The organism is Micromonospora sp. WMMD730 (genome assembly GCF_049178955.1).
In the GTDB taxonomy this organism is placed as follows: Bacteria; Actinomycetota; Actinomycetes; order Mycobacteriales; family Micromonosporaceae; genus Micromonospora; species Micromonospora wenchangensis.
In genome coordinates this window covers 3876235-3901694 of record NZ_JBMHML010000002.1, presented here as the reverse complement: position 1 = coordinate 3901694, position 25460 = coordinate 3876235, and the positions used below count along the sequence as shown (strand labels likewise).

Below are 25460 nucleotides of genomic sequence, written 5' to 3'. Positions count from 1 at the left end.
GACCGCCCGCAAGGCTGGCACCCGGCGCATAAAGAACCGATAAGGGCGCCGCTGACGCCGCCCGGACGGCCGGGGGCGCAGCATCGCAGCGTTCCTGCTCCCGTGCGTACAGGCTGGTGAACCCGTGCTCCGACTCGCCACACAGTGTGTCATGGTCGCCGTGGCGGCCACGGCGGTTGCCGTCGCTCCCGTCGCGCCCCGGCCGGCGTCGGCGATCGCCCACGGCGAGGACGCGGCCGACGGCGCGTACCGGTTCACCGCCCGGCTGACCATGACGGGCCTGCCGGCGGACGGCGGCGGCACCCGGGACAGCTGGTGTTCCGGCGCGCTGGTCGCGCCGCGGTGGGTGATCACCGCCGGCCACTGCTTCCGTACCCCGGACGGCCGGCGGGTGAGCCGGACGGTGGCCGGGCGGACCACCGTCACGGTCGGGCGGACGGACCTCGGCGGCCGGGACGGCTACGAGGCCGAGGTCGTCGCGGTCCGTCAGGCGGACGGCGCGGACGTGGCCCTGGTCGAACTCGACACCGCGGTCACCGGTGTGCCGCCGCTGGAGATCGCCGCCGGGCCGCCGGTGGCCGGCGAGGTGCTGCGGTTGACCGGGTACGGCCTGACCGCCGCCGACGCGGTCGCGCCGACGGACCGGCTCCAGACCGGTGAGTTCACCGTCGACCGGGTCGGTGCCGACCTCGTCGAGACCTCCGGCCGGCGGCCCCGGGCGGACACCAGTCCGTGTCCGCACGACTCCGGCGGTCCCTACTTCCGGGAGCGGGCCGACGGGACGGCCGTCCTGGTGGCCCTGGTCAGCACCGGGCCGGGATGTCCCCATCCGGGCCCCGACTTCAGTGCCCGCACCGACGTTCTCCGGGAGTGGATCGCCGACACGGTCGACCCGTCCCCGGTGCCGGTCCGGTGGTTGTCGGCCGGCGTCGGCGCGGGGGTGGTGCTGCTGTCGGCGGCCCTGGTGGTGCTGCGTCGCCGCCATGCGGGCAGCCACCGCCGGTCGTCGATCCCACAGGTCGGGGGCCAGATGCGGAGGTGAATTCGCATCTTGCGCGACCCCCACCGCAGGTGTACAACTATCGGAGCTAGGTACACATCTAGCTTTCGTAGGTACGCAACAGTGGGGGCCGGGTGTGGACCGCTTAAGGGTCGGTGTCGTCGGGATCGGGGTCCAGGGGCAGCTGCACGCCCGCGCGCTGCGCGACGTGCGGCAGGCCGAACTGGTGGCCGTCGCCGACATCTCGCCGCGCAACCGGGAATGGGCCGAGACCCACCTCGGCGTCCGGGCCGTCCCGGACATCGGCGACCTCCTCGACGAGGTCGACGCGGTGAGCGTCTGCACGCCGGACCACCTGCACGAGGACGCGACCCTCACCGCGCTCGCGGCGGGCAGGCGGGTGCTGCTGGAGAAGCCGATGGCGCTGTCGCGGGCCAGTTGCGACCGGATCATCGCCGGCCGGCCCGATCCCGACGCGCTGATGATCGGCCACGTGCTGCGCTTCGACCCCCGGGTGCTGCGCCTGCGCGAGGTGGTGCGCTCCGGCGAACTCGGGGACATCTGGCACGTCAAGGTGTGGCGGTGCACCTCGCAGGCGGTGGGCGAGGGGATCTGGGACCGGACCTCGGTCGCCTGGTTCCTCGGCATCCACGACGCCGACCTGCTCCGGTTCGTGACCGGCCGCGAGGTCGAGGTCACCGGCGCGGTCGGCCGCAAGGTGCTCTCGCCCAGCCACGACGTCGTACACGCCACGGTGCGCTTCGACGACGGGGCCATCGGCACCATGGAGAACAACTGGACGCTGCCGCACTCCCGCCCGTCGCGCGCCGACGCCGGACTGCGGATCGTCGGCGAGCACGGCATCCTCGAGATGAACCTCTCGCACAACGACCTGCTGTACGCCCGCCGCGACGGGGTGGCCAGCTTCATGGACACCTACTTCTGGCCCGGTCGCGACGGCGGGGGCGCCTACAACCTGCGCACCGAGCTGGAGGCGTTCGTCGACGCCGCGCTGACCGGTGGACCGACACCGGTCAGCGCCGAGGAGGGCCGCGCGGCCGTCGCCGTCGTCGAGGACATCGAGGCGGCGCTGGCCGGCGACCCGCCGCCCGGCAACTGAGGGGTCGGGATGCTGCGGTACGCGCTGCGTCGCCTCGCGATCTCGGTACTGGTCCTGTTCGGCGCGGCGACGGTGGTCTTCTTCGCGATGCGGGCGGTCTCCGGCGACCCGGCGACCGCGGTGCTCGGCCCGGACGCCGACCCGTCGGCCGTCGAGGCGCTGCGCCGGGAGTACGGGCTCGACGCCTCGCTACCCGTCCAGTACGTCCAGTTCCTCCGGCGGGCCGTCACCCTCGACTTCGGTGAGTCGTTCCGGCTGCACGACGCCGCGACCAACCTGGTGCTCACCCACCTGTCAGCCACCGCCGCCCTGGCGCTGACCGCCTTCGCCATCGCCCTGGTCCTCGGGTTCGCCCTGGGCACCCTGGCCGCCACCCGACCCAACGGCGTGGTGGACCGGGTGGTCTCGGTGCTGTCGATGCTCACCCAGTCCCTGCCGACGTTCTGGGTCGGCATCATGCTGATCCTGGTCTTCTCCCGGTTCCTGCACCTGCTGCCCAGCTCCGGTGCCGCGTCCCCGGCCGCGATGGTCATGCCGGCGGTGACGCTGGCCCTGCCGCTGCTCAGCGTGGTGCTCCGGCTGGTCCGCTCCGGGCTGCTCGACGTGCTGCACGAGGACTACGTGGTCACCGCCCGGGCCAAGGGCCTGTCCGAGACCCGGGTCGTCGGCTGGCACGCCATGCGCAACATGCTGATCCCCGTCGTCACCGTGGCCGGCCTGGAGTTCGGCAGCCTGCTCGGCGGCGCGGTGATCGTCGAGACCGTCTTCGCCTGGCCGGGGGTGGGCCGGCTGATGACCGACGCCATCGCCGCCCGCGACTACTCGGTCGTGCAGGCCTGCGTGATCACCGTCGCGGTGATCTTCATCGTCATCAACCTGCTCGTCGACCTGCTGTACGTCCGGCTGGACCCCCGGGTCCGCGAGAGCGTCTGAGAGGTGACCACCGTGTCCGACGGCGTACCCGGCTCGGCCGTGCTCGGCACCCCTGTCATGCCCACCGACGGCGGCCCGCCCGACGCGACGGCGACCCCACCGGCCACCGCGCCCCGGCGCCGACGTCGCCGGCTGCGCCTGTGGCTCCCGCTCGGGGTGATCGCCGCCTACCTGGTCGCCGGGGTGATCGGGCCACTGATCGCCCGGTACGACCCGATCGCGACCTCCGTCACCGACCGGCTGCTCCCCCCGGGCAGCCGGATGTCCGACGGCGGCCTGGCCCTGCTCGGCACCGACCAGGTCGGCCGGGACCTGCTACCCCAGATCATGCAGGGGGCCCGGATCTCGTTGCTGGTCGGCGCGGCGACCCTGCTGCTGGCCGGCACGGTGGGCGCCGCGATCGGCATCCTCTGCGGCTACCTCGGCGGGGTGGTGGACGCGACAGTCATGCGGCTGGCCGACATCCAACTGGCCTTCCCGTCCATCCTGCTCGCCGTCTTCGTCGCCGGCGTGCTCGGTTCCAGCGTCACCAACGTCGTACTCACCCTGTCCATCACCACCTGGCCGATCTTCGCGCGGGTGGCCCGCGCGCAGACCATGGCGACCCGCTCCCGGGACTTCGCCAACGCGGCCCGCACCCTCGGCGCCGGGCCGTGGCACGTCGTGCGGCACTGTGTGCTCCCCGCGGTGGCCGGCCCGTTGCTGGTCATCGCCACCGTCCAGCTCGGATTCGTCATCGTCGCCGAGGCGTCGCTGAGCTTCCTGTCCCTGGGCATCCCGGCCGGCACGCCGAGCTGGGGCACCACCATCGCCAACGGCCGCGACTACCTGGCCAGCGCCTGGTGGATCGCCACCCTGCCAGGCCTGGTCCTGGCCGTCTTCGTGGTCTGCGTCGGCGTGCTCGGCGACGAACTACGGGACCGCTCCGATCCGAACCTCTCCACCCGGTAACCCCGTCAGCGAAATGGGAAGACATGAGATCTTCGACCATCCGGCTCGGTGCGTTGGCCCTCGCCGGCGTACTCGGACTGACCGCGTGCTCCTTCGGCTCCGACGACCCCGCCGGTGACGGCGGCGGCGTCACCACCCTGCGGGTAGCCAACCCGACCCCGGTGGTCTCGCTGAACCCGTTCGCCGCGAACTCCGCCGACCAGCCCACCCTCACCGTCGTCCAGGAGGTCTTCGAGACCCTCGTGGTCCGTAAGGACGGGAAGATCGCCCCGCAGCTCGCCGAGAGCTGGACCAACCCCGACCCGCTGACCTGGCAGTTCGTGCTGCGCAGCGGCGTCACCTTCGCCGACGGGACGCCGCTGACCAGCGCCGACGCCAAGGCGTCGCTCCGGGCGCTGATCGACGGCAAGGGGCCGCTGGCCGGGCTGTGGGCCACCGTCGACGACATCCGCACCCCCGACGAGCGCACCCTGACCATCCACACCACGAGCCAGCTCGGCACGGTGCTGAGCAACCTCACCCTGCTCTGGATCGCCCCCGCCGCCAAGCTCGGCGACAGCGCGTTCTTCGACGCCCCGTACGGCACCGGCCCGTTCAAGGTCTCGTCGTTCACCGCCGGGCAGAGCGTGAACCTGGTCCGCAACGACACCTACCGGGGCGACCGGCCGAAGCTGACCAGCATCTCCTACCGCTACATCCCCGAGGTGTCCGGCCGGGTGACGGCGCTGTCGAACAACGAGATCGACGTGACCTGGGGCCTGCCGCCGGACCAGCTGACCGGGCTGCGGGACAACAAGGACCTGACCGTGCGGTCGTTCCCGACGTACGCCAACTACTACATCTGGTTCAACAGCTCCCGCAAGCCGTTCACCGACGCGCGGGTCCGGCAGGCCATGTGGCACGCGGTCGACTTCGCCAAGATCAGCAAGTCGCTGTTCGACCAGGCCGGGACCCCGGCCACCGGACCGCTGCCGGAGGCCGTGTTCGGTGCCGCCGGGCAGAACCCGTACACCTACGACCCGGCCCGAGCCCGGCAGCTGCTCACCGAGGCCGGCTACCCGGACGGGTTCACCACCACGATGATGTGGAGCAGCGGCTGCTGCACCAACGGCAACTCCTTCGCCGACGCGATGATCAGCGACTGGGCCAAGGTCGGCATCGTGGTCAAGCCGCAGGAACTGGAACGGGCCACCTGGCTGGACAAGCTGCTCAAGCTCGACTGGGACAGCACGATGACCACCGGCAGCACGGTCACCGGCGACGCCGACTTCACCCTGGCCCGGCTCTACCTGTCGACCGCCAAGCGCAACGGCTACGCCAACCCGGAACTCGACCGCATCCTGCTCGCCGCCCGCGCCGAACTCGACCAGGACAAGCGGGCCGCCCTGTACGCCCAGGCCGGCAAGATCGTCTGGGACCAGGCGGTCGGCCTCTTCCCGCTCGACCTCAACGGCAACGTCGTGCTGCGCGGCAACGTCGAGGGGTTCACCCCGACCCCGAACGACCTGCCCGACTTCGCCGGCGTATCGCTGCGCTGACCCGAGAACCGGACCCGGAGGACCCGATGGTCGCACCACCGCACACGTCCCGCCCCCTGTTGACGGTCGACGATCTCGTCGTCTCGTTCGACGGCCCGCTCGGCGCCTACCGGGCGCTCAACGGTGTCTCGTTCTCCGTCGGCAGGGGCGAGACACTGGCGATCCTGGGGGAGTCCGGGTCCGGTAAGTCGGTCACCGTCCGCGCGGTGATGGCGCTGCTGCCCCGGCACAGCGCCACGATCGAACGCGGCACCATCCGCTACGACGGCGAGGAGATCTCCGCGCTGCCGGTACGGCGTACCCGCGAGTTGTCCGCCACCGAGATGGCGATGGTCTTCCAGGACTCGTTGACCGCGCTCAACCCGGTGGTCCGGGTCGGCCAGCAGATCGCCGAACTGTTCCGGGTCCGGCAGCGCACCTCACGCCGGGAGGCCTGGCGGCGCGCCGTCGCCGGCCTGGAACGGGTCGGCATCCCGAACGCCGTCCGCCGGGCCCACGACTACCCCCACCAGTTCTCCGGCGGGATGCGCCAGCGGGTGGTGATCGCGATGGCCCTCGCCCTGGGGCCCCGGCTGCTCATCGCCGACGAGCCGACCACCGCGCTGGACGTGACCGTGCAGGCGCAGATCATGGACCTGCTGCGGGAACTGCGCGAGGCCGACGGGATGTCGATGATCCTCATCACCCACGACCTCGGGGTGGTCGCCGACGTGGCCGACCGGGTCGCCGTCATGTACGCCGGCACGGTCGTCGAGTCGGGGCCGCTGCGCACCGTGTACGACGCCCCGGCCCACCCGTACACCCGGGGGCTGATGGCCTCCGTCCCCGCCCCCGACCGCCCCGGCGAGCGGCTGACCCCGATCGAGGGGATGCCGCCGTCGCCACTGGCGACGCCCACCGGCTGCCCGTTCCACCTCCGGTGCCCGGTCGCCCGCAGCGCCTGCCGCACCGACCGGCCCACCCTGCGCACCGTCGCCGCCGGCCACGAGGCGGCCTGCCACTACGCCGAGGAGGTGATGGCCGGTGTCGACGTCGCCGACGCGGCTTGAGGTCCGGCAGTTGCGGGTCAGCTACCCGACCCACGGCGGCCTGCTGCACCGGGGCGCGGCCGTGCACGCGGTGGAACGGCTCAGCCTGACCGTCACCACCGGCCGCACCCTGGGCCTGGTCGGCGAGTCCGGCTGCGGCAAGTCCACCCTGGCCCGGACCATCGTCGGCCTGCGCCGACCGACCGGCGGCGAGATCTGGTACGCCGGCGAACGGATCGACACCGCCGACGCGGCCCGCCGACGCCGGCTGACCGCCGAGATCCAGATGGTCTACCAGGACCCGTACTCGTCGTTGAACCCGCGCAAGAAGGTGTCCTTCATCGTCACCGAGGGATGGCGGGTGCATCGCGGCTCCGTCCCCCGCGACCAGTGGCCGGCCCGCACCGCCGACCTGCTGGCCCGGGTCGGTCTCGCCGCCGAACTCGCCGACCGGTATCCGCACCAGTTGTCCGGCGGCCAACGCCAGCGGGTCGGCATCGCCCGCGCCCTGGCCATGTCGCCCCGGATCCTGGTCTGCGACGAACCGGTCAGCGCGCTGGACGTGTCGGTCCAGGCGCAGACCCTCAACCTCCTCGCCGACCTGCGGGCCGACCTGGGGCTGGGCTACCTGTTCATCGCGCACGACCTGTCGGTGGTCCGGCACATCAGCGACGACCTCGCGGTGATGTACCTGGGCCGGATCGTGGAGACCGGGCCGGCGGCGACGGTGTACGACACCCCGGCCCACCCGTACACCCGGGCGCTGATCTCGGCGGCCCCGGTGCCCCGTCCCTGGGCGACGCCGCCGGCCGAACGCATCCTGCTCACCGGCGAGGTGCCGTCCCCGGCCTCGCCGCCGTCCGGCTGCCGCTTCCGGACCCGGTGCCGCCTCGCCCAGCCGCGCTGCGCCGAGGTCGAACCCGAACTGCGCACGGTCGCCGGACGCGAGGTCGCCTGCCACTACGCCGAATCCAGCCTCGCCGACGCCGCGCCGTCGACCACGGCGGTGACCCGGTGAGCGGCACCGACCCCGTCCGCGTCGGGGTCGACCTGGGCCAGGGCGGCTGCCGCGCGGTGGCCCGGCACGGCCGCTCGACCGGGCACGCCGAGACCCCGGGCTTCTGGGCCGGTGACGCCGGCACCCGGATCGCCGAGGCGGTGGCCGGCGCGCTTGCCGGCCTGGGCCCGCTCGGCCCGGAGCCGAGGGTTCTGGTCGGCGTCGGCATGACCGGGCTCAACGGCCAACCACCGGCAACCGACGCCCTGCGGGCCGGGCTGCGCACCCTCGGTCGGGCCGGCCGGCTGCGGCTCGCCGACGACAGCGTGACCGCGTACCTCGGTGCGCTCGGCCCGGTCCCCGGCGCGGTCGTCACCGCCGGCACCGGCGCGGTGGTCCTCGCCGCCGACGCCGGCGGCCGGACCGCCCGCTCCGACGGCTGGGGTGCCGACCTCGGCGACCGGGGCTCGGGACACTGGATCGGCCGGACCGCGATCCGGCACGCCCTGCGCGACCGGGACCGGGCCGCGCCCGGCCGACTGGCCGACGCGGTGACCGCCGCCTGGGGGCCGGTCGAGACGCTGCCGGCCCGCTGGCGGGCCGACCCACCGACCCCGGACCGGATCGCGGGCTTCGCCGCCACGGTCGCCGACCTGGCCCGCGCCGGCGACGACGAGGCCGCACGGATCTGGCGTCGGGCCGGCGAACTGCTCGCCGAATCGGTGGCCGGGGCGCTGTTCCGGGCCGGCCTCGGCGCGGCCCCGGTGCCGGTCGCCGGCACCGGCGGGGTCTTCCGGGCCACCGACCTGCTCTGGCCGTCGTTCACCGCCGCGCTGCGCGCCGCGGCGCCCGCGGCGCAGCCGGTGCCGGCCGCCGGGGACCCGCTGGCCGGTGCGCTGGCCCTGGCCGACGCACCGCCCGGCCCGTTCGCCGCACTCACCGTCCAGACCGACTTCGACGCAAAGGCAGAACACCGATGAACGTGGCCGAAGCCATCCGTGGACGCCTGGTCGTGTCCTGCCAGGCCCAGGGTCGCAGCCCGTTCCGGGACACCGGACACATGATGGCGATGGCGGCCGCGGCCGTGCTCGGCGGCGCCGCCGGCCTGCGGGGGCAGGGCGTGGACCACGTGCGGGGCATGGTCGGCCTCGGGGTGCCGGTGGTCGGACTGGTCAAGCGGCACACCCCCGGCAGCCCGGTCTACATCACCCCGACCGAGGCCGACGTGGCCGCGCTGACCGGTGCCGGGGCGCAGATCGTCGCGGCCGACGCCACCGGCCGTCCCCGGCCCGGCGGGGAGAAGCTGTCCGACCTCGTCGCGGCGACCCATGCCGGCGGGGCGCTCTTCATGGCCGACGTGGACAGCGTGGACGCGGCCATGGCGGCCGTGGACGCCGGCGCGGACCTGGTCGGCACCACGCTGTCCGGATACGTCACCGGCCCCGTCCCCGACGGACCGGACATCGCCCTGGTGGGGAAGCTCAGTCGACATTGTCCGGTTCCGGTCATCGCCGAGGGGCGATACCGTACCCGTACCCAGGTCGCGGCGGCGTTCGACGAGGGCGCATGGGCAGTCGTCGTCGGCACCGCCATCTCGGACCCGGTCAACACCACGCGCAGGTTCGCGCAGGCCTGCCCGCATCCCCGGTTGGACTCGTGATGACCACCAAACTGAGCCAGATCCGCACCGAACTCCGGCACCGTGTCGCGGGCCTGCCGGCGCACTCGGCCCTGCCCCGCGAACGGGACCTCGCCGAGGAACTCGGCGTGAGCCGGACGACGCTGCGCCAGGCGCTGCGCGAACTGCTCGACGCCGGCCTGGTCTACACCATCCGGGGGCAGGGCACCTTCGTCTCCGACACCCGGATCGCCAAGGGCACCAGCCTCAGCGGGTTCACCGAGGACATGCTGGCCCGGGGCCTGCAGCCGAGCAGCAAGCTGATCGTCGCGGACGCGATGGTCGCCCGCGACGCGGACGCCTCGGACCTCGGACTGCCCGAGGGGTCGCTGCTCTACCGGGTGGAGCGGCTCCGGCTCGCCGACGGCGCACCGATGTGCCTCGAAGAGGTGCACCTGCCGGCCGACCTGTTCCCCGGGCTGCTCGTGGAGAACCTCGACAACGGGCTCTACGGGATCATGAAGGACCGCTACCACGTCCAGGTCACGGTGGCCCAGCAGATGATCGCCGCAGTCGTGCCCACCCGCCGGCAGTGCGACCTGCTGGAGATCCCGCCCTCGGCGGCGCTGCTGGAGGTCCGCCGGATCGGCTACGACGGACGCGGTCGGGCCGTCGAACGCGCGGTGTCGCTCTACCGGGGCGACCGTTACCACTTCTCCCTGACCGCACGACGAGGCGAGGCGGACTGATGCGTACCACCCCGACGGAGCAGCACACCGACGTCCTGGTGGTCGGCGGGGGCGTGGGCGGGATGGCCGCCGCGCTGGCCGCCTGCGAGGGCGGCGCCCGGGCCGTCGTCGTCGAGCCGTACGGGTGGATCGGGGGACAGCTCACCTCGCAGGCGGTGCCGCCGGACGAGCACCCCTGGATCGAGACGCACGGCTCGACGGCCAGCTACCGCCGGTTCCGGCAGGAGGTACGCGACCACTACCGGCGCTGGTATCCGCTGGCCGCCGACGGGTCCGACCGTCCACTCAACCCGGGCAACGGCTGGGTCAGTCCGCTGTGTCACGAGCCCCGGGTGGCGCTGGCCGTACTCCAGGCCATGATCGCCCCCTGGCGGGCGGCGGGACGGCTCACCGTGCACACCCGGGCGCAGGTGCAACGGGCGCACACCGACGGGGACGAGGTGACCGCCCTGACCGTCCGGCTCGCCGACGGAACGCTGTGCCACCTCGGGGCCAGCCTCGTGCTGGAGGCGAGCGAGACCGGTGAGCTGCTGGCCCTGGCCGGCATCGAACACCGCACCGGCACCGAGTCGCAGGCGCAGACCGGCGAACCGAGCGCCCCGGACCGGCCCGCGCCGCTGAACATGCAGGCGGCCACCGTCTGCTTCGCCCTCGAACACGTCGACGGCGACCACACGGTGGACCGGCCGGCCGACTACGACCACTGGCGCACCCGGACCGCACCCGGCTGGCCGGGCCCCCTGTTCAGCTGGAACTATCCCGATCCGCGCACCGGTCGCCCGGTCACCGGGCGGTTCACCCCCAACCCCCGCTCGACGGCGACGTCGATGGAGGAGGGCCTGGTCGCGCCCGAGTTGTGGACGTACCGGCGGATCCTCGACCGGCAGGCGTTCCGGCCCGGCCTGTTCTCGAGCGACGTGACGCTGGTCAACTGGCCGATGAACGACTATCTGGACGGGCCGCTGTTCGACGTGCCGGACGCCGGGCGGCACGTCCGGCGGGCCAGGGAGGCCGGTCACGCGTTCCTGTACTGGTTGCAGACCGAGGCGCCCCGCCCGGACGGTGGCACCGGTTTCCCCGGCCTGCGGTTGCGCCCCGACGTGACCGGCACCGCCGACGGCTTCGCGCAGGCGCCGTACATCAGGGAGGCCCGCCGGCTGGTGGCGGTGACCACGCCGACCGAGCAGGACCTGTCGGTCGCGGTGCGCGGGGCCGCCGGTGCGGTCCACTATCCCGACACGGTCGGCACCGGTCACTACCGGATCGACCTGCACCCGACGACCGGCGGCGACGGCTATCTCGACGTGGCGGCGCACCCGTTCGAGATCCCGCTCGGGGCGTTGCTGCCCGAGCGGGTCACCAACGTGATCGCCGCCGGCAAGGCCGTGGGCACCACCCACATCACCAACGGCTGCTACCGGGTGCACCCGGCCGAGTGGTCGATCGGGGAGGCCGCGGGCGCGCTGGCCGCCTACTGTCTGGACCGGCAGACGTCGCCGCACGGGGTCCGGGCCAGCCCGAAACTGCTGGAGGACTTCCAGTCCGAGTTGGCCCGGCGGGGGGTCGACCTGCGCTGGCCGGCGACCATGGCGGCGGCCGGGGGAGCGGTGGGAGGCGACGCCCTGCCGAGCTGACCCGACGTCCGGGGAAGTGGCGAGCCTCCGCCGTCAGCGACGACCGCTGGTCAGGGCGACGAGGTACTGCCCACCGCCCTCCTCGACGCTCGCGGTCACCGGCAGTCCGGGCACCAGCCGGGAGAACCGGTCGACCAGCCAGTCCGCCGCCTCCTGGGCGTCCCTGCGGCGCGGACAGCGGGCGACCACCTCACGGCCTGCCTTGCGGGAGAGCCGCTCGGCGACGGTGATCAGCGGCGCGGGCTCCACCACGTGCAGGTGATCCGGCCAGGCGACGACGACCTTGACCGCCCCCTTGCGGCTGTTGCAGGAGCGGTGCGCGAGCCGCTCCACGACCTTGGCCTTCCGGTCGGCGGTGCGGCTGTCGACACTGGGGCCACGCGCGTGGTTCACCGACATGTCGGCGTCGACCGGCTCGTCGCACACCCAGCATCGCCAGCCGTCGCGCTGCGCGACGTCATCGAGGAGACTCATCCGTGCAACCTAGCCTGCCGCCCCGGGTGACCGGACCGGCCGGCTGGTCACCGGGCCGCCATGGCGGGAGCCCCGGACGGCGCACCGCTGCCCGCCCCGGTGGCGGCCGACGACCCGGGCCGCCCGGCACGACGTACGCGACCGGCGCGAGGACGACGCGGCGGGTGACCGCCGCGTCGTCCTCGCGCCGTCAGGACTCGGTGCCGGCCCCCTGCGCCTGTCCCGGGCGGACGGTCCGCGCCCGCCCGGGACAGGCGTTGCTCAGGAGGCGGTGCAGACCGGGGTCAGGCCGGTGGCGGACCCGGTGCCCTGGAACCCGAACTCGGTGGACTGGCCGGCGGCGACCGAGCCGTTGTAGTTGACGTTGCCGAACTGGACGCTGCCGCTGGTGCCGGTGCGCTCGGCGCTCCACACGTTGGTGATCGCGGCACCCGACGGCAGGGTGAGCTGGACGTTCCAGCCCTGGATCGGCGCGCTGCCGGCGGTGACCCGGACGGTGGCGACGAAGCCGCCGGTCCAGGAGTTCAACGACACCGTGGCCGTGCAGCCGCCCGTCGGCGGCGGCGTGGTCGGCGGGGGAGTCGTCGGCGGCGGGGTGGTCGGCGGCGGCGTGGTGGGCGGGGGAGTCGTCGGCGGCGGGGTGGTGGGCGGAGGTGTGGTCGGCGGCGGGGTGGTGGTCGGCGGGGTGGTGGTCCGGCCCTTGTTCAGCTCGTCGAGGACGGCGTAGTACGCGGCCTTCTTCTGGTAGTTGCCGTTGCCGCCGGTGAACAGCAGGCCCCGCTCGGAGGAGCGCCACGACTCGCTGTCGGAGATGCCCCAGACGGTGATGCCCGTGCACTTCGCGACGTTCAGGCAGGCCCGGACGACCTTGCGGTAGTTGTCCGCCTGGCCGGCGCCGATGTCGTTGTTGCTCAGGTCGTCGTCGATGTCGACCTCGGACAGGTGCACCTCGACGCCGAGGTCGGCGAAGCGCTGGATGTTGGCCTGCAGGTCGTTGCTGATGATGCTGTTCGGGTTGTCGTTGAAGTGCGACTGGAACCCGACGCAGTCGATGTACTGGCGGTAGGTCCGCACGATGTCGTACAGCGCGTTGGCCTTGCGGTTCGGGCCACCGCCCTTGACGGTCAGCCCCTCGACGTCGTAGTCGTTGATGCAGAGCTTGGTGGTGTAGCCACCGGCCTGCACGACCTGCTTGGCCCGGATGAACGAGTCCCGGATGACGTCGGTGTCCCCGGCGTCGAAGAAGTCGCCGTCGCCGTTGGCGTCCCGGTTCATGGTGTGCGGCCACTGGTTGCGGCGGCGGCCGGTGTTGTTGTCCTCCAGCGCCTCGTTGACCACGTCCCAGTAGGCGATCTTGCTGCCCCAGCGGTTGATGGCGTTGCCGATGAAGGTGTTCAGCGTGCCCTGGCTGGCCCCCTGCAGCGCGCCGGCCTGCGAGTGCCACACCAGGGTGTGTCCCCGGACCAGCATGCCGTTGCTCTGCGCGTGGTTGACCAGCTGGTCCGCGCCGCTGGTGTTCTGCAGCCCACCGCTCGACGTGGCGATCCGGTCGGGCTTCATGTCGTTCTCGGGGGTCAGCTGGCCGAATTCCTGACCGAGGATCGGGTAGAGCCGGTTCGGTGAGGACGCGGTGCCGAAGAACAGCCCGGCCTTGGCCGCCGCGGCCCGCAGCGTGGTCTCGGCGGCGACGGCCGGGGTACCGGACTGGACCGCCACCGCGCCGCCGACCAGCAACAACACCGCTGCCGGCAAGGCCGTTCTGCTCACTATCCTGCGTCGCCTCAGGCTGCTGCCCACGGACCCTCCTCGCTACATGACGTCAATAATTGATGCATGTGTATGCCCATCGAAGGGTCAGTATCGATAGCGGTCGACCGCACTGTCAACAACTTTCGGAAATGTTCCGGAAACCTCGCCGGGTGGGCTGAGCTGGCGGAAGTCAGATTCGCGCAGGTGGACGCGCCGGGACGCGGAGTGGTCGGCCGGATGACACACGGTTGCCGTCGCCCTCCGGCGGGCGGACGCCGAAACATTCGAAATTCGGGGCCGGACGGCCGGAAAAGGCGCTGGACAGGCCGCCGGCCGGTGGATAGGTTGCCGCTGCCCGTGACGCAGCCCGAGGAGGTGAGACCCATGAACGCCGTACCCACGTGGGTGCTCCCCCTGCCCGTCGCGGTCGGGCGACCGACGTAACCGTCGCCCGGGAGCGCCCGCCCACCAGGCACTCCCGAAAGGCGCTTCCCGTGCACCAGTCGCCGCTCGCCCCCACCCCGCCCACCGCTGCGGTCGAACCCGCTCCAGGTTTCCCGCCCCCGGCCCCTGCCGGCCGGCCACCCCACGACACCGACGTGATCATCGTCGGCTGCGGCCCGACCGGCGCGATGCTCGCCGCCGAACTACGCCTGCACGACGTGCGGGTCCTCGTCCTGGAACGGGAGACCGAACCCACCTCGATGGTGCGCATCGTCGGCCTGCACGTCCGCAGCATCGAACTGATGGCGATGCGCGGACTGCTCGACCGTCTGCACGAACACGGCCGGCGACGACCCGCCGCCGGCTTCTTCGCCGCCATCGCCGCGCCCCCGCCCCCCGGACTGGACACCGCCCACCCCTACCTGCTGGGCATTCCGCATCCGGTCGTCGTGCGGCTGCTCGAAGAGCACGCGACCGGCATCGGGGCGCAGATCCGCCACGGCACGCCGGTGGTGGGCCTCGACCAGGACGACGCGGGGGTGGGCGTCACGCTGGCCGACGGGCACCGGCTACGGGCCCGCTACCTCGTCGGCTGCGACGGCGGCCGCAGCACCGTGCGCAAGCTGCTCGGCGTCGCCTTCCCCGGCGAACCCGCGCGGACCGAGACACTGATGGGCGAGATGGCGGTCGGCAGGTCGCCCGAGGAGATCGCGGCCACCCTGGCCGGGCTCGGGCAGGTCGACAGACGCTTCAGCCTGACCCCCTTCGGCGACGGCGCCTGCCGCGTCGTCGTCCCCGCCGCCGGGGTCACCGACCGTGCCGCACCGCCCACCATCGACGACGTCCGGCAGCGGTTACGCGCCGTCGCCGGCACCGACTTCGGGGTGCACTCCCCACGTTGGCTGTCCCGCTTCGGCGACGCCACCCGGCTGGCCGACGCGTACCGGGTGGGGCGGGTGCTGCTGGCCGGCGACGCGGCGCACATCCATCCGCCCATCGGCGGGCAGGGCCTCAACCTCGGCGTGCAGGACGCGGTCAACCTCGGCTGGAAACTGGCCGCCCAGGTCCGGGGCTGGGCGCCGGCCACCCTGCTGGACACCTACCAGGACGAACGCCGTCCGGTCGCCGCCGACGTGCTGGACAACACCCGCGCCCAGACGGAACTGCTCTCCGACGGACCGGGCGCGCAGGCCGTACGTCGGCTGCTCACCGAACTGGTGGCCTTCGACGCGGTGAACCGCCACCTGACCGAGAAGATCACCGCGATCGGCGTCCGCTACGACCTCGGCCCGGGACCCGACCTGCTCGGCCGGCGGCTGCGTGACCTCGACCTGCGTCAGGGTCGCCTCTACGACCGGCTGCGCCACGGCCGGGGCCTGCTGCTGGACCGCACCGGCCGGCTCGGCGTCGCCGGCTGGACCGACCGCGTCGACCACCTCACCGACCCCACGGCGGACCTGGACGCCCCGTGCGTCCTGCTGCGCCCCGACGGTCACGTCGCCTGGCTCGGCGACGACCAGAGCGACCTGGACGGCCAGCTGACCCGCTGGTTCGGCCGGCCCACCGGCTGACCCCGGCCGGGGTGGGCGTGCCCGGAACACCCCGGCACACCCACCCTGGGGCGGCCGACCGAGTAGGAATACTCAGGTACCCACCGCATCCGGCCTCAGGACCCGGCGCGCCGGCCCGGACAGAGTGGTCGGCATGGCCGAGCTACCGCACCGACCCGTCGCCCTGCGTACCGTCGAATCGCCGTTGCCGGCCCTGGTGGCGCACGGCCGGCAGGTCGGCCTGGGGGCCCTCGGCCGCGCGGTGGCCGCGCTGGGCCGGCTCGCCGCCCGGCACCCCGCCGGCTGGCGCTGGACGGCCCGGCGGCACCACCCGGCACTGGACGTGCTGGCCGCCGCGCACGCCCGCGCGGTGTGCGCGCGGGCCGCCCGGCAGGTCCCCGCCTACCGCGCCTTTCTACGGGCCCGCCCGGCGGGCGTGCGCCGCCGGCTCACCGACTTTCCCGAGACCGACAAGCGCAGCTACGTGCTGGCTCACGACGCCGCCGCCCGGTGCCGGCACGGCCGGCTGCCCACCCGGGGGGTCATCGTCGACGAGTCCGCCGGCTCGGCCGGGCAGCCGTTCAACTGGCCGCGCGGCGAACGCGAACTGCACGCCGTGCACCGGGACATCGCCGGCTACACCGGACTGGTCTTCCCGATGCGCCGACCGTTCGTCATCAACGCCTACTCGATGGGGGCCTGGGCGACCGGGACGACCACCGGCGCGGCGATGGCCCGGATCGCGGTGGTGAAGAACACCGGCCCCGACCTCGGGAAGATCATCGACACCCTGCGGGAGTTCGGCCCCGACTTCGACTACCTGGTGACCGCCTACCCGCCGTTCCTCAAGCACCTGCGCGACCGGCTCGACGCCGAGGGCTTCCCCTGGTCGCGGTACCGCGTCGCGGCCAGCTGCGGCGGGGAGGCGATGACCGAGGCGCTACGCGACTACCTGGAGCAACGCTTCACCCGCGTCCGGTCGGCGTACGGGGCGTCGGACCTGAGCATCGGCATCGGCGCGGAGACCCGGTTCACGGTGTGGCTGCGCCGCCGCCTGCAGACCGACCGGGGGCTGCGCGACGCCCTGCTCGGCGCGGACGAGCAACGGCTGCCGATGGTGTTCCAGTACAACCCGTTCGCCACCTACCTGGAGACCAACGAGCGACGCGAACTGCTCTGCACGGTCACCGGGGACGTGCTCCAGCCCCGGCTGCGGTACAACGTCGGGGACGAGGCGCAGCTCGTGTCGTACCAGCGGGCCGTCGAGCTGGTCTGCGCCGACCCGGTACGCCGGGCCGAACTGCGCCCCGCACTCGCGGCCGAGCGGATGACGCTGCCGCTGCTGCTGCTCTTCGGCCGCAGCGACTCCACCATCTCCTACCTCGGCGCGAACCTCTACCCGCAGGACGTCGAGTACGGCCTCTACGTCGGCAACCCGTACGCCGCCGAGATCAGCCGGTTCTGCCTGGCCCTGGTCGAGGACGCGACGCTGGAGAGCCGGCCGGTGATCCACCTCGAACTGCGCCGCCCGCTGGCCGCCCCGCAACGCACCGCGCTCGCCGACGCGTGCCGCCTCGGCGTCCGCCGCCACCTGACCTCGGTCTCCCGCGACTTCGCCCAGTCCCTGGTGGAGGACACCACCGCCGGTGACCTGCGGGTCGAACTGCACGCCCCCGGCACCGGCCCGTTCGCCGGGCAACAGAAGATCAAGAACAGCTACCTGGTGAGGTGACCATGCGTACCCGTGACTTCTCCCGTGCCCCCGCGCAGGCCCGCGCCGGCGCCATGTTCATCGGCGGCACCCGCTACACCAACCCGCTGGTGCTGCTGCGGCTCGCCCCGTCCTGGTTCCGGATGCTGCGCGACATGCGCCGGATGAACGGCTACTGCTGGCACACCGTCTACTGGCAGTTCCCGCTGACGCTGGGCACCATCGCGTTCTTCACCGACCGGGACGCGATGCTGCGCTTCGCCCGCACCCGGCACCACCGCCGGCTGATGGTCTGGCTGACCGACGGCACCCGCAACGCCACCGCCGGCTTCATCCGGCTCTACACCGCAAGCCCCGACGGCTACTCCAACGGCACCTGGCGGGCCGAGGGCCCGGAGATGGGGCACATCGACACCTTCACCCCGCTGGGCGCGGAGACGACCGGGCCGGCGGTACGCCGGTGAGCCCCGCCCGGCACCGGTTCACCCGGGTCACCGACCGGCGCGGCCTGCGGCAGTTCCTCGCCTTCGGTGACCGGCTCTACGCCGGCGAACCCCGCCACGTGCCCACCCCCCGCCAGCAGATCCGCCGCTGGTGGCGCGACGGCGTACCGCTGTACCTGCTGCGCGACGCCGCCGGCACGGTCATCGGCCGCACCACCCTGCACACCGACGCGGACTTCGACGCCAAGCTCGGCCGCCGCTGCCAGCTCTTCGGGCTCACCGAGTTCACCGAGCCGGCGGCGCAGCCGCTGTTCGACGCGATCGCCGCGCACGCCGGCACCGACCGGGACCTGCTGTTCGGCCCGGTGGCGCTGCTACCCAACCAGGCCGGTGGCGTGATCACCTCCGGGTACGCCGAGCGGGGCTTCGTCGACAGCGCCTGGAACCCGCCGTGGTACCCGACCGCCTACGAGGCGTACGGGTTCGTCCGCCGGTTCGAGGCCGACACCTGGATCTGCCCCGTGCCCGCCCCACCGGAGCCCCTCCCGCCGGTGCACGTCGACCCGGACGGCGCCCGCATCGCGCTGCACCGGGGCGACGTACGCCACCTCGACGACCAGCTCGACCTGCTGCGCGGGATGCTCAACGCCTCCTTCGCCCAGCTCGGCTACTACACGCCGATCTCCGCCGCGCAGCTACGGCGGCAGACCGACGGGCTGGCGTACCTGCTGGACGAGTCGTTGCTGCTCTACCTGACCCGTGACGGCGAGCCGGTCGCGTTCGTGCTCTGCGTACCCGACATCAGCGAGTTCCTGATCGCCGTCCGGGGCGACCTGCACCTGCTCAACCAGGCCCGGTTGCTGGCCGCCCGCCGCCGCTACCGTCGGGAGGCGGTGCTGATCGTCAAGGGGGTGCTCCCGCAGTACCAGGGGCGCGGCTACCAGCGGCTGCTCTCCACCCACCTGCACCGCAACCTGTACACCGGCGGTTACACCACACTGCGCAGCACCTACGTCGAGCGGGACAACGTCGCCTCGGCCGCCCAGTACCGCCGCCTGGGCGGTCGCCCGCTGCACGGGTACACCTTCTACGCGAAGGAGCGCTAGTGGACCACGACGCGTTCCGCGCCCTCGAACCGTGGTGCTGGCGGGCCCCGAGCGCGCACAACACCCAACCGTGGCGGCTGCGCTACGAGCCCGACGCGATCCGGATCGGCTGGGACCCCGCCCACACCCTGCCCGTCGGCGACCCCACCGGCCGGGACCTGCGGCTGTCCCTCGGCGCGTTCGTCGAAACGTGCCTGATCGTCGCGGCCGACGCCGGGCTGCGGCTGGAGTACGTCGCCGACCACGACGAACATCACAGGTGGGTGGGGTTGCTGCGGCCCGCCCCGGACCGCTACCCGACGCCGTTTTGCACCACCGACGTGTGGGAACGCCGGACCCACCGGGGCACCCTCGCCGGGACGGTGGACGCCGACACCCGCGCCGCGCTGGACGCGGTCGCCCGCCCGGCCGGCGGCAGCGTACGGGCCGTGCCGGACGCCGGCCGGCTCGGCACGCTGCTACGCACCGCCGACCGCCGGCAGTACGCCGACCCGGCGGTCGTCGCGGAACTGCGGCACTGGCTGCGGTTGGACCCGGCACATCCGGGCTACCACGCCGACGGACTGACCGACAGGTGCCTCGCCCTGTCGCGCCCCGCCGCCGTCGGCCTGCGCACGGCGCTGGCCGGGTATCCGGTGCTGCGCCCGCTGGGCCTGCCGCGACTGCTCGCCGCCGCCGCTGGCGACCCCCTCGCCCAGGGCGGCACCGTGCTGGTCCTGATCGCCCCCGACCACCTCGACCACCCCGGCCAGGTCGCGTTCGGACGGGTGCTGCTGCGGGCCTGGCTGACCCTGCACACGGCGGGCCTGGCCGCCCACCCGCTGAGTCAGCTCATCGACGTCCCCACCACCCGGACGGCGCTCGGTGCGCTGCTCGACGTCGCGCCGCAGCGCCTGCTGCACGTCACCCGGGTGGGCCGGCCCACCCGCCCCGCCCCCCGCTCGGCCCGCCGGGTCCGGGCCTGACCGGCCCGGGTCGGCGGCGGCGCAACGACGGGGTCAGGCCGGACGGTGCGGGCGCGACCGCTGATCTGCACGAAGGGGAAGCCGTTGACGACCACCCGGGGGTCGTCGAGGGCGGCCATCGTCGCGGTGAGGTCGGCGTCGGTCGCCCCGTGGGCCAGCAGTGCGGCCCGTAGCTGGGGAATGCCGGCCCGCAGCAGGCGGCAGCCCGGGCCGCCGCCCCGCCACCGGTGTGCCGTGGTGTGCGACCGCACGTCGGTCAGCCCCGCGTCGGCGAAGACGGCGGGGGCCCGCTGCGCCCACCCCGTGTCCAGGCCCCGGGCGGTCAGCGTCGCCACGTGGGCGGCCAGGTAACGGATCAGCAGGTCGGCGGTTGCCGCGTCGGGCGCGTCGGCGACGAAGTCGGCGGGCGGGTGGGCGAACTCGCCGATGAGCAGCGCACCACCGGGCCGCAGCGCGGCGACCATCCGCCGCAGGGCCTCCTCCCGGCGGGGCAGGTGGCCCAGGACCAGCCGGGCGTGCACCAGGTCGAAGGTGCCAGGCGGTTGGTCGGTGACGATGTCCTCGCGGCGCACGACGAGGCCGGGCCGGGCCGGGATGTGCTGCGGGGCGATGTCCGTGGCGACCACCTCGGCGGCCCGGTCGGCCAGCCAGTGGGCGATGCTGCCGGCCCCGGCGGCCACCTCCAGGCAGCGCCGGCCGGTCAGCTCGCCGAGTTCGGTGAGGGCGGCCCGGGTCGGTTCGTCCAACAGGTCCGCCAGCGCGTCGTGGTGGGCGGTGGCCTGGGCGCTGGCGTTGTCGAAGGAGTAGCCCTGCGTGTCCACCCGACCATCGTGCCGCACGGTCCGCGGCCGCGGTGCCCCGCTCGGACGGCACCCGACGCGTTCCCGGCCGGCGGTGCCGCCACCCCGTCTTCCACTCAACGGAAGGCATGGTCCCGGGCGGCGGCCCCGGACGCGATGATTCGTCTCCGTCGATGGTCGGCCCGCGAGGAGGTCGTGCGGATGGAGTTCGCCCGGGACCAGTGGTACGTGGCGGCCCACGGCGTCGAGGTCGGCCGGGACCTGCTCGCCCGCACCGTGCTCGGCGAGCCGCTGGTGCTGTACCGCACCGGCGCGGGGGAGGCGGTGGCGCTCGCCGACCGGTGCGTGCACCGGCGTTACCCGCTGTCGCAGAGCCGCCTCGACGGCGACACCGTCGTCTGCGGCTACCACGGCTTCACCTACGACCCCACCGGCACCTGCGTCTTCGTCCCGGGGCAGCAGCGGATTCCGCGTACCGCACGGGTCGCGGCGTACCCGGTGGTGGAGCAGGACTCCTTCGTCTGGGTGTGGATCGGTGACCGGGACCGGGCCGACCCGGCCACGATTCCCCGCGCGCCGTGGCTGGCCGACCCCCGGTACGCGGTGGTCCGTGGCATGGCCCCGCTGGACGCCCGCTACGGCCTGCTGGTGGACAACCTGATGGACCTGTCCCACGAGACCTACCTGCACGGCGGCTACATCGGCACCCCCGAGGTGGCGAACACCCCGATCACCACCGAGGTGGACGAGGACCGGGGCGTGGTGCACGTCAGCCGGCACATGGACGACGCCGAGTGCCCGCCGTTCTACGCCCGCTCGACCGGCATCCAGGGCCGGATCACCCGCTGGCAGGACATCGAGTACCACCCGCCCTGCCTCTACCTGCTGCACAGCCGGATCGCCCCGCAGGGCGTCCATCCACCCGCCGAGGGCGAGGACAGCGCCGCCTTCCACGCCGAGATCGTCTACGCGATCACCCCGTCGACCGCGCACAGCACGTACGACTTCTGGGCGGTGGCCCGGGACTTCGCGGTCGACGACGAGTCGGTCAGCGAGTACCTGCACCAGAGCAACCACACCGTGGTGATGCAGGACGTCGCGGCGCTCAACATCCTGGAGCGGGTGATCGCCGCCGAACCGGAGCGGTACCAGGAGCTGAGCATCAACATCGACACCGGTGGGCTGGCCGCCCGGCGGCTGCTGGCCCGGCTCGTCGGGTCGGGGACGGTGGGAGCGCCCCGGTGACCCCCGCGGTCGACGGCGGCCGGGTCTACCGGGTCCACTGGGTGCCGGGTACCGACACCCTGCGCGGCATCTGTCACTGCGGCGCGCAGCGGCTCGCCGAGGAGCCGGTCGCGTTGTGGCAGTGGCTGCTCGACCATCCGCGCGGCCACCACGTCCCGAGCGTGCCGGCGGCCGACCCGACCGGCCGGCAGGCGGTGCCGGCGTGACCGGAACGGACCTCGTCGTGGTCGCCCGCCGGCAGGTGGCCGCCGGGGTCGTCGAGTTCGGCCTGGCCCGCCCCGACGGCGCGGCGCTGCCCGGGTGGGCGCCGGGCGCGCACGTCGACCTGGAGCTGGGCCCCGGTCTGCTGCGGCAGTACTCCCTCTGTGGTGACCCCGCCGACCGGTCCGTCCTGCGGATCGCGGTGCAGCGGGAGGCGGCGGGGCGCGGCGGCTCCCGGGCGGCGCACGAGCGGCTCACCGTCGGCGGCACCGTCCGGGTGCACGGCCCCCGCAACACGTTCCCGCTGGTCGCCGCCCGGCGGTACCGCTTCGTCGCCGGTGGCATCGGGATCACCCCGATCGTGGCGATGGTCGCCGCCGCCGACGCCGCGGGCGCGGACTGGCACCTGGCGTACGGCGGACGCACCCGCGCCGCGATGGCGTACGCCACCGGGCTGCGCGACCGGTACGGCGACCGGGTCGGCCTGTACCCGCAGGACGAGACGGGGCTGCTCGACCTGGCCGGGCTGCTGGCCGGGCCCGGCGACGGCCTGGTCTACTGCTGCGGCCCGGAGTCGCTGGTGCGGGCGGTGGAGGAACACTGCCGGGACTGGCCGCCCGGCGGGCTGCACATCGAGCGGTTCGCGCCCCGGGAGGACACCGCCGGGCCGGACACGGCGATCGAGGTGGAACTCGCGCTGTCCGGGCGGACGGTGACCGTGCCGCCGGGGGTGCCGATCCTGCGGGCGGTGGAGGAGGCCGGGGTCCCGGTCCTGTCGTCCTGCCGGGAGGGCACCTGCGGCACCTGCGAGACCCCGGTGCTGGCCGGGGTGCCGGAGCACCGCGACAGCCTGCTGTCCGCGAAGGACCGCGCCGCCGGGGACACCATGCTGATCTGTGTCTCGCGGGCCCGTACCCCCCGGCTCGTCCTGGAGCTGTGACCGGCCGGCGCGGGCGGGGAGGATGGTGGGATGCGCGGGCAGCCGGGTTGGACGGTGACCAGCCGGGTGCTGGCGCTGCTCGACGCGTTCAGCCCGGCCAGCCCGGCCCTGACGCTCAGTGAGCTGGCCCGCCGGGCCGGGCTGCCGCTGTCCACCGTGCACCGTCGGGTGGCGGAACTGCTGGCCTGGGGTGCGTTGGAGCGCGGCGGGGACGGGCGGTACCGGATCGGCCTGCGGCTGTGGGAGGTGGGCTCGCTCGCGCCCCGGGGCCTGGGGTTGCGCGAGGTGGCCCTGCCGGTGATGGAGGACCTGTACGAGGTGACGCACGAGAACGTCCAGCTCGCCGTCCGGCAGGGGCTCGAACTGGTCTTCATCGAGCGGATCGCCGGCCGGCAGGCGGTGCCGGTGCGTACCCGGGTGGGCGGCCGGTTCGCGCTGCACGCGACCGGGGTCGGGCTGGTGCTGCTCGCCCACGCTCCGGCCGAGGTGCAGGAACGGGTGCTGGCCGCGCCGCTGGAGCGGTACACCGGGTTGACCGTCACCGATCCGGGGCGGTTGCGCCGTCAGCTGGCCGAGGTGCGCCGGGTCGGGTACGCGGTCAGCGACCGGCAGGTCACCATGGACGCCCTGTCGGTGGCCGCGCCGATCCGGGCCCCGGAGGGGGTGGTGGCGGCGCTGTCGCTGGTGGTCGCCCACGACCGGGCGGACCCGGTGGCGCTGGCCCCGCTGGTGCAGGCGGCGGGTCGGGTGCTGTCCCGGGCCCTGGGCGGCACGCCCCGGTGAGGGGGGATCAGTCGGGGAAGGCCAGCAGCCGCAGCAGCCGGGCCAGCCGGGCCTGGTCCTGCGCCGGCACGACGGACAGCGAGTCGATCCCCACGGCGCGGACGGCGTCGCGGGCGCGGGCGAACAGGTCCCGGCCGGCGTCGGTGGCGACGAGGACGTTGGCCCGCCGGTCGGCGGGGTCGGCGTGCCGCTCGACGAGGTGCCGCTGTTCCAGCCCGTCGACGAGGGCGACGACCTGGCTCGGGTCGAGCCGCAGGAACTCGGCGAGTTCGCGCTGGGTCGGGCGGACGTCGTCGGCGGCCAGCGCGAGCACCGAGTAGGAGCGGGCCTTCAGGCCGTGGGTGGCCAGGGCGGCGTTCGCCGCGGCGAGGGCGAGCGCGTTGGCGCGGGCCAGCAGGAAGCTCAGGTCACCGGCGAGCGCGCTGTCCCGCAGCCGGTCGCTGCCGGTCGACCGGGTCCGTTCGGCGGGCATGGCGACGATGGTAGCAAGCTTCCTGAATAATTGACATTCTCAACGGTCCGTGCTCAGATCGCATCGACGGAAGGGAGTGCCCATGTCACTGGACGGCAAAGTCGCCATCGTCACCGGCTCCGGGCGCGGCCTCGGCCTGGCCTACGCCCAGGAGTTGGCGCGGCGGGGCGCCCACGTCGTGGTCAACGACATCGACGCCGACGTCACGGCCGAGGCGGTGGCCACGATCGAGGCGTCCGGCGGGCGGGCCGTCGGGGTGACCGCGCCGGTGGGCCCGACCAAGACCGCCCAGGAACTGGTCGACACCGCCCTCGCCACGTTCGGCCGGCTCGACGCCCTGGTCACCAACGCCGGAGTCCTGCGCGACACCGTGCTGTGGAAGATGAGCGACGACGACTTCGACACCGTCGTCACCGTGCACCTGCGCGGCACCTTCACCACCGTGCGCGAGGCGGTGCGGCACATGCGGCAGGCCGGCGAGGGCGGCCGGATCATCTGCATCGGCTCGCCCACCGGGCAGCGGGGCACCTTCGGCCAGACCAACTACGCGGCGGCCAAGGCGGGCATCGTCGGCATGGTCCGCACCTGGGCGCTGGAGCTGAAGCGGGCCGGCATCACCGCCAACACCGTCGTCCCGGTCGCCGCGACCGCGATGACCGCCACCGTCCCCTACTTCGCCGCCGCCGTCCGCGCCGAGGCCGACGGTGAGCCGATGCCCGCGTTCTTCCGGCACGACCTCGGCTTCGGCACCGTCGACGACGTGGCCGGCCTGATCGCCTTCCTCGCCTCCGACGCGGCGGCCAAGGTCACCGGGCAGGTGATCGGCGTCGGCGGCGACCGCCTGCAGATCTGGACCCACCCGGAGGCGGCCCTGACCGCCTACCGCGAGGGCGGCTGGACCTACGACGCGCTGGTGGAGGCCTGGCCGACGACGTTCGACGGGGCCGCGCAGAGCGTCGGCGAACGGTTCCCCGAACTGCCCGCCCAGTTCCAGCCGGCGAGCCCCTGA

Annotated in this window: 24 protein-coding genes and 1 pseudogene; 21 read left to right on the top strand and 4 right to left on the bottom strand. The window is 73.8% G+C overall.

The features are described from left to right. Window positions 1–151: 151 nt before the first annotated feature. From ACN265_RS17055 to ACN265_RS17005, 11 genes are all read left to right on the top strand, one after another. Entirely contained in the window at window positions 152–1042 is an 891-nt protein-coding gene (locus tag ACN265_RS17055; protein WP_421408513.1) for a S1 family peptidase, read from the top strand. A gap of 94 nt (window positions 1043–1136) precedes the next feature. Next, entirely contained in the window at window positions 1137–2120 is a 984-nt protein-coding gene (locus ACN265_RS17050) for a Gfo/Idh/MocA family protein (RefSeq protein ID WP_421408512.1), read from the top strand. Window positions 2121–2129: 9 nt separating this feature from the next. Then, entirely contained in the window at window positions 2130–3053 is a 924-nt protein-coding gene (locus ACN265_RS17045) for an ABC transporter permease (protein ID WP_204926607.1), read from the top strand. Window positions 3054–3056: 3 nt separating this feature from the next. Next, the gene (locus tag ACN265_RS17040; protein WP_420116425.1) at window positions 3057–4004 is read left to right on the top strand and encodes an ABC transporter permease; all 948 of its coding nucleotides are present in this window, start codon (window positions 3057–3059) and stop codon (window positions 4002–4004) included. Between the two features lie 23 nt (window positions 4005–4027). Next, window positions 4028–5542: an ABC transporter substrate-binding protein gene (locus ACN265_RS17035; RefSeq protein WP_421408511.1), complete on the top strand. Its 1515-nt coding sequence runs from the start codon at window positions 4028–4030 to the stop codon at window positions 5540–5542. Window positions 5543–5568: 26 nt separating this feature from the next. Next, window positions 5569–6591: an ABC transporter ATP-binding protein gene (locus ACN265_RS17030; RefSeq protein WP_421408510.1), complete on the top strand. Its 1023-nt coding sequence runs from the start codon at window positions 5569–5571 to the stop codon at window positions 6589–6591. Further along, window positions 6566–7588, top strand: a complete 1023-nt coding sequence (locus ACN265_RS17025) for an ABC transporter ATP-binding protein (RefSeq protein ID WP_421408509.1) — start codon at window positions 6566–6568, stop codon at window positions 7586–7588. The genes ACN265_RS17030 and ACN265_RS17025 overlap by 26 nt, the downstream gene beginning before the upstream one ends. After that, window positions 7585–8547, top strand: coding sequence for an N-acetylglucosamine kinase (locus ACN265_RS17020; protein ID WP_421408508.1), 963 nt, complete (start codon window positions 7585–7587; stop codon window positions 8545–8547). Before ACN265_RS17025 ends, ACN265_RS17020 begins: the two co-directional genes overlap by 4 nt. Beyond that, complete coding sequence (locus ACN265_RS17015; RefSeq protein ID WP_357931096.1) at window positions 8544–9227, top strand: N-acetylmannosamine-6-phosphate 2-epimerase; 684 nt, start codon at window positions 8544–8546, stop codon at window positions 9225–9227. The genes ACN265_RS17020 and ACN265_RS17015 overlap by 4 nt, the downstream gene beginning before the upstream one ends. Continuing rightward, window positions 9227–9934, top strand: a complete 708-nt coding sequence (locus ACN265_RS17010; RefSeq protein ID WP_377683796.1) for a GntR family transcriptional regulator — start codon at window positions 9227–9229, stop codon at window positions 9932–9934. The genes ACN265_RS17015 and ACN265_RS17010 overlap by 1 nt, the downstream gene beginning before the upstream one ends. Next, complete coding sequence (locus ACN265_RS17005) at window positions 9934–11568, top strand: FAD-dependent oxidoreductase (protein WP_421408507.1); 1635 nt, start codon at window positions 9934–9936, stop codon at window positions 11566–11568. Before ACN265_RS17010 ends, ACN265_RS17005 begins: the two co-directional genes overlap by 1 nt. A gap of 33 nt (window positions 11569–11601) precedes the next feature. Here ACN265_RS17005 and ACN265_RS17000 read toward each other — a convergent pair whose 3' ends face one another. After that, window positions 11602–12042 carry a hypothetical protein gene (locus ACN265_RS17000; protein WP_204926598.1) on the bottom strand — a complete coding sequence of 147 codons (441 nt, stop codon included), beginning with the start codon at window positions 12040–12042 and terminating at the stop codon, window positions 11602–11604. A gap of 261 nt (window positions 12043–12303) precedes the next feature. Beyond that, a complete protein-coding gene (locus tag ACN265_RS16995; RefSeq protein ID WP_421408506.1) occupies window positions 12304–13809 on the bottom strand; it encodes an endo-1,4-beta-xylanase in 1506 nt (501 codons plus the stop codon). 614 nt (window positions 13810–14423) lie between these two features. Here ACN265_RS16995 and ACN265_RS16990 point away from each other — a divergent pair. From ACN265_RS16990 to ACN265_RS16970, 5 genes are all read left to right on the top strand, one after another. Then, window positions 14424–15806 (top strand): FAD-dependent monooxygenase, encoded by a 1383-nt coding sequence (locus ACN265_RS16990; RefSeq protein ID WP_421411517.1) that lies wholly within the window; start codon window positions 14424–14426, stop codon window positions 15804–15806. A gap of 133 nt (window positions 15807–15939) precedes the next feature. Next, the gene (locus ACN265_RS16985) at window positions 15940–17517 is read left to right on the top strand and encodes a phenylacetate--CoA ligase family protein (protein WP_421408505.1); all 1578 of its coding nucleotides are present in this window, start codon (window positions 15940–15942) and stop codon (window positions 17515–17517) included. A 2-nt stretch (window positions 17518–17519) separates the two neighbouring features. Then, the gene (locus tag ACN265_RS16980) at window positions 17520–17960 is read left to right on the top strand and encodes a DUF4188 domain-containing protein (protein WP_088642613.1); all 441 of its coding nucleotides are present in this window, start codon (window positions 17520–17522) and stop codon (window positions 17958–17960) included. Continuing rightward, complete coding sequence (locus ACN265_RS16975) at window positions 17957–19045, top strand: GNAT family N-acetyltransferase (RefSeq protein WP_421408504.1); 1089 nt, start codon at window positions 17957–17959, stop codon at window positions 19043–19045. Before ACN265_RS16980 ends, ACN265_RS16975 begins: the two co-directional genes overlap by 4 nt. Further along, window positions 19045–20010 (top strand): nitroreductase, encoded by a 966-nt coding sequence (locus ACN265_RS16970; protein ID WP_421408503.1) that lies wholly within the window; start codon window positions 19045–19047, stop codon window positions 20008–20010. Before ACN265_RS16975 ends, ACN265_RS16970 begins: the two co-directional genes overlap by 1 nt. 422 nt (window positions 20011–20432) lie before the next feature. Here the strand turns inward: ACN265_RS16970 and ACN265_RS16965 are convergent. Further along, window positions 20433–20831: pseudogene (locus ACN265_RS16965) on the bottom strand (class I SAM-dependent methyltransferase); the annotation flags it as partial. A gap of 180 nt (window positions 20832–21011) precedes the next feature. On the opposite strand from ACN265_RS16965, the gene ACN265_RS16960 reads away from it, so the two are divergent. From ACN265_RS16960 to ACN265_RS16945, 4 genes are read left to right on the top strand one after another with little or no spacing between them, the layout of a single operon-like run. Beyond that, window positions 21012–22055: a Rieske 2Fe-2S domain-containing protein gene (locus ACN265_RS16960; protein ID WP_421408502.1), complete on the top strand. Its 1044-nt coding sequence runs from the start codon at window positions 21012–21014 to the stop codon at window positions 22053–22055. Further along, window positions 22052–22261, top strand: coding sequence for a hypothetical protein (locus tag ACN265_RS16955; protein WP_204926591.1), 210 nt, complete (start codon window positions 22052–22054; stop codon window positions 22259–22261). The genes ACN265_RS16960 and ACN265_RS16955 overlap by 4 nt, the downstream gene beginning before the upstream one ends. Further along, on the top strand, window positions 22258–23196 hold the full coding sequence (locus ACN265_RS16950; RefSeq protein ID WP_421408501.1) for a PDR/VanB family oxidoreductase: 939 nt from the start codon (window positions 22258–22260) through the stop codon (window positions 23194–23196). The genes ACN265_RS16955 and ACN265_RS16950 overlap by 4 nt, the downstream gene beginning before the upstream one ends. 30 nt (window positions 23197–23226) lie before the next feature. Beyond that, on the top strand, window positions 23227–23979 hold the full coding sequence (locus tag ACN265_RS16945) for an IclR family transcriptional regulator (protein ID WP_421408500.1): 753 nt from the start codon (window positions 23227–23229) through the stop codon (window positions 23977–23979). Window positions 23980–23986: 7 nt separating this feature from the next. On the opposite strand, the gene ACN265_RS16940 is transcribed toward ACN265_RS16945, so the two are convergent. Next, the gene (locus ACN265_RS16940) at window positions 23987–24451 is read right to left on the bottom strand and encodes a MarR family winged helix-turn-helix transcriptional regulator (RefSeq protein ID WP_145920501.1); all 465 of its coding nucleotides are present in this window, start codon (window positions 24449–24451) and stop codon (window positions 23987–23989) included. An 82-nt stretch (window positions 24452–24533) separates the two neighbouring features. On the opposite strand from ACN265_RS16940, the gene ACN265_RS16935 reads away from it, so the two are divergent. Next, the gene (locus ACN265_RS16935; RefSeq protein ID WP_421408499.1) at window positions 24534–25460 is read left to right on the top strand and encodes an SDR family oxidoreductase; all 927 of its coding nucleotides are present in this window, start codon (window positions 24534–24536) and stop codon (window positions 25458–25460) included.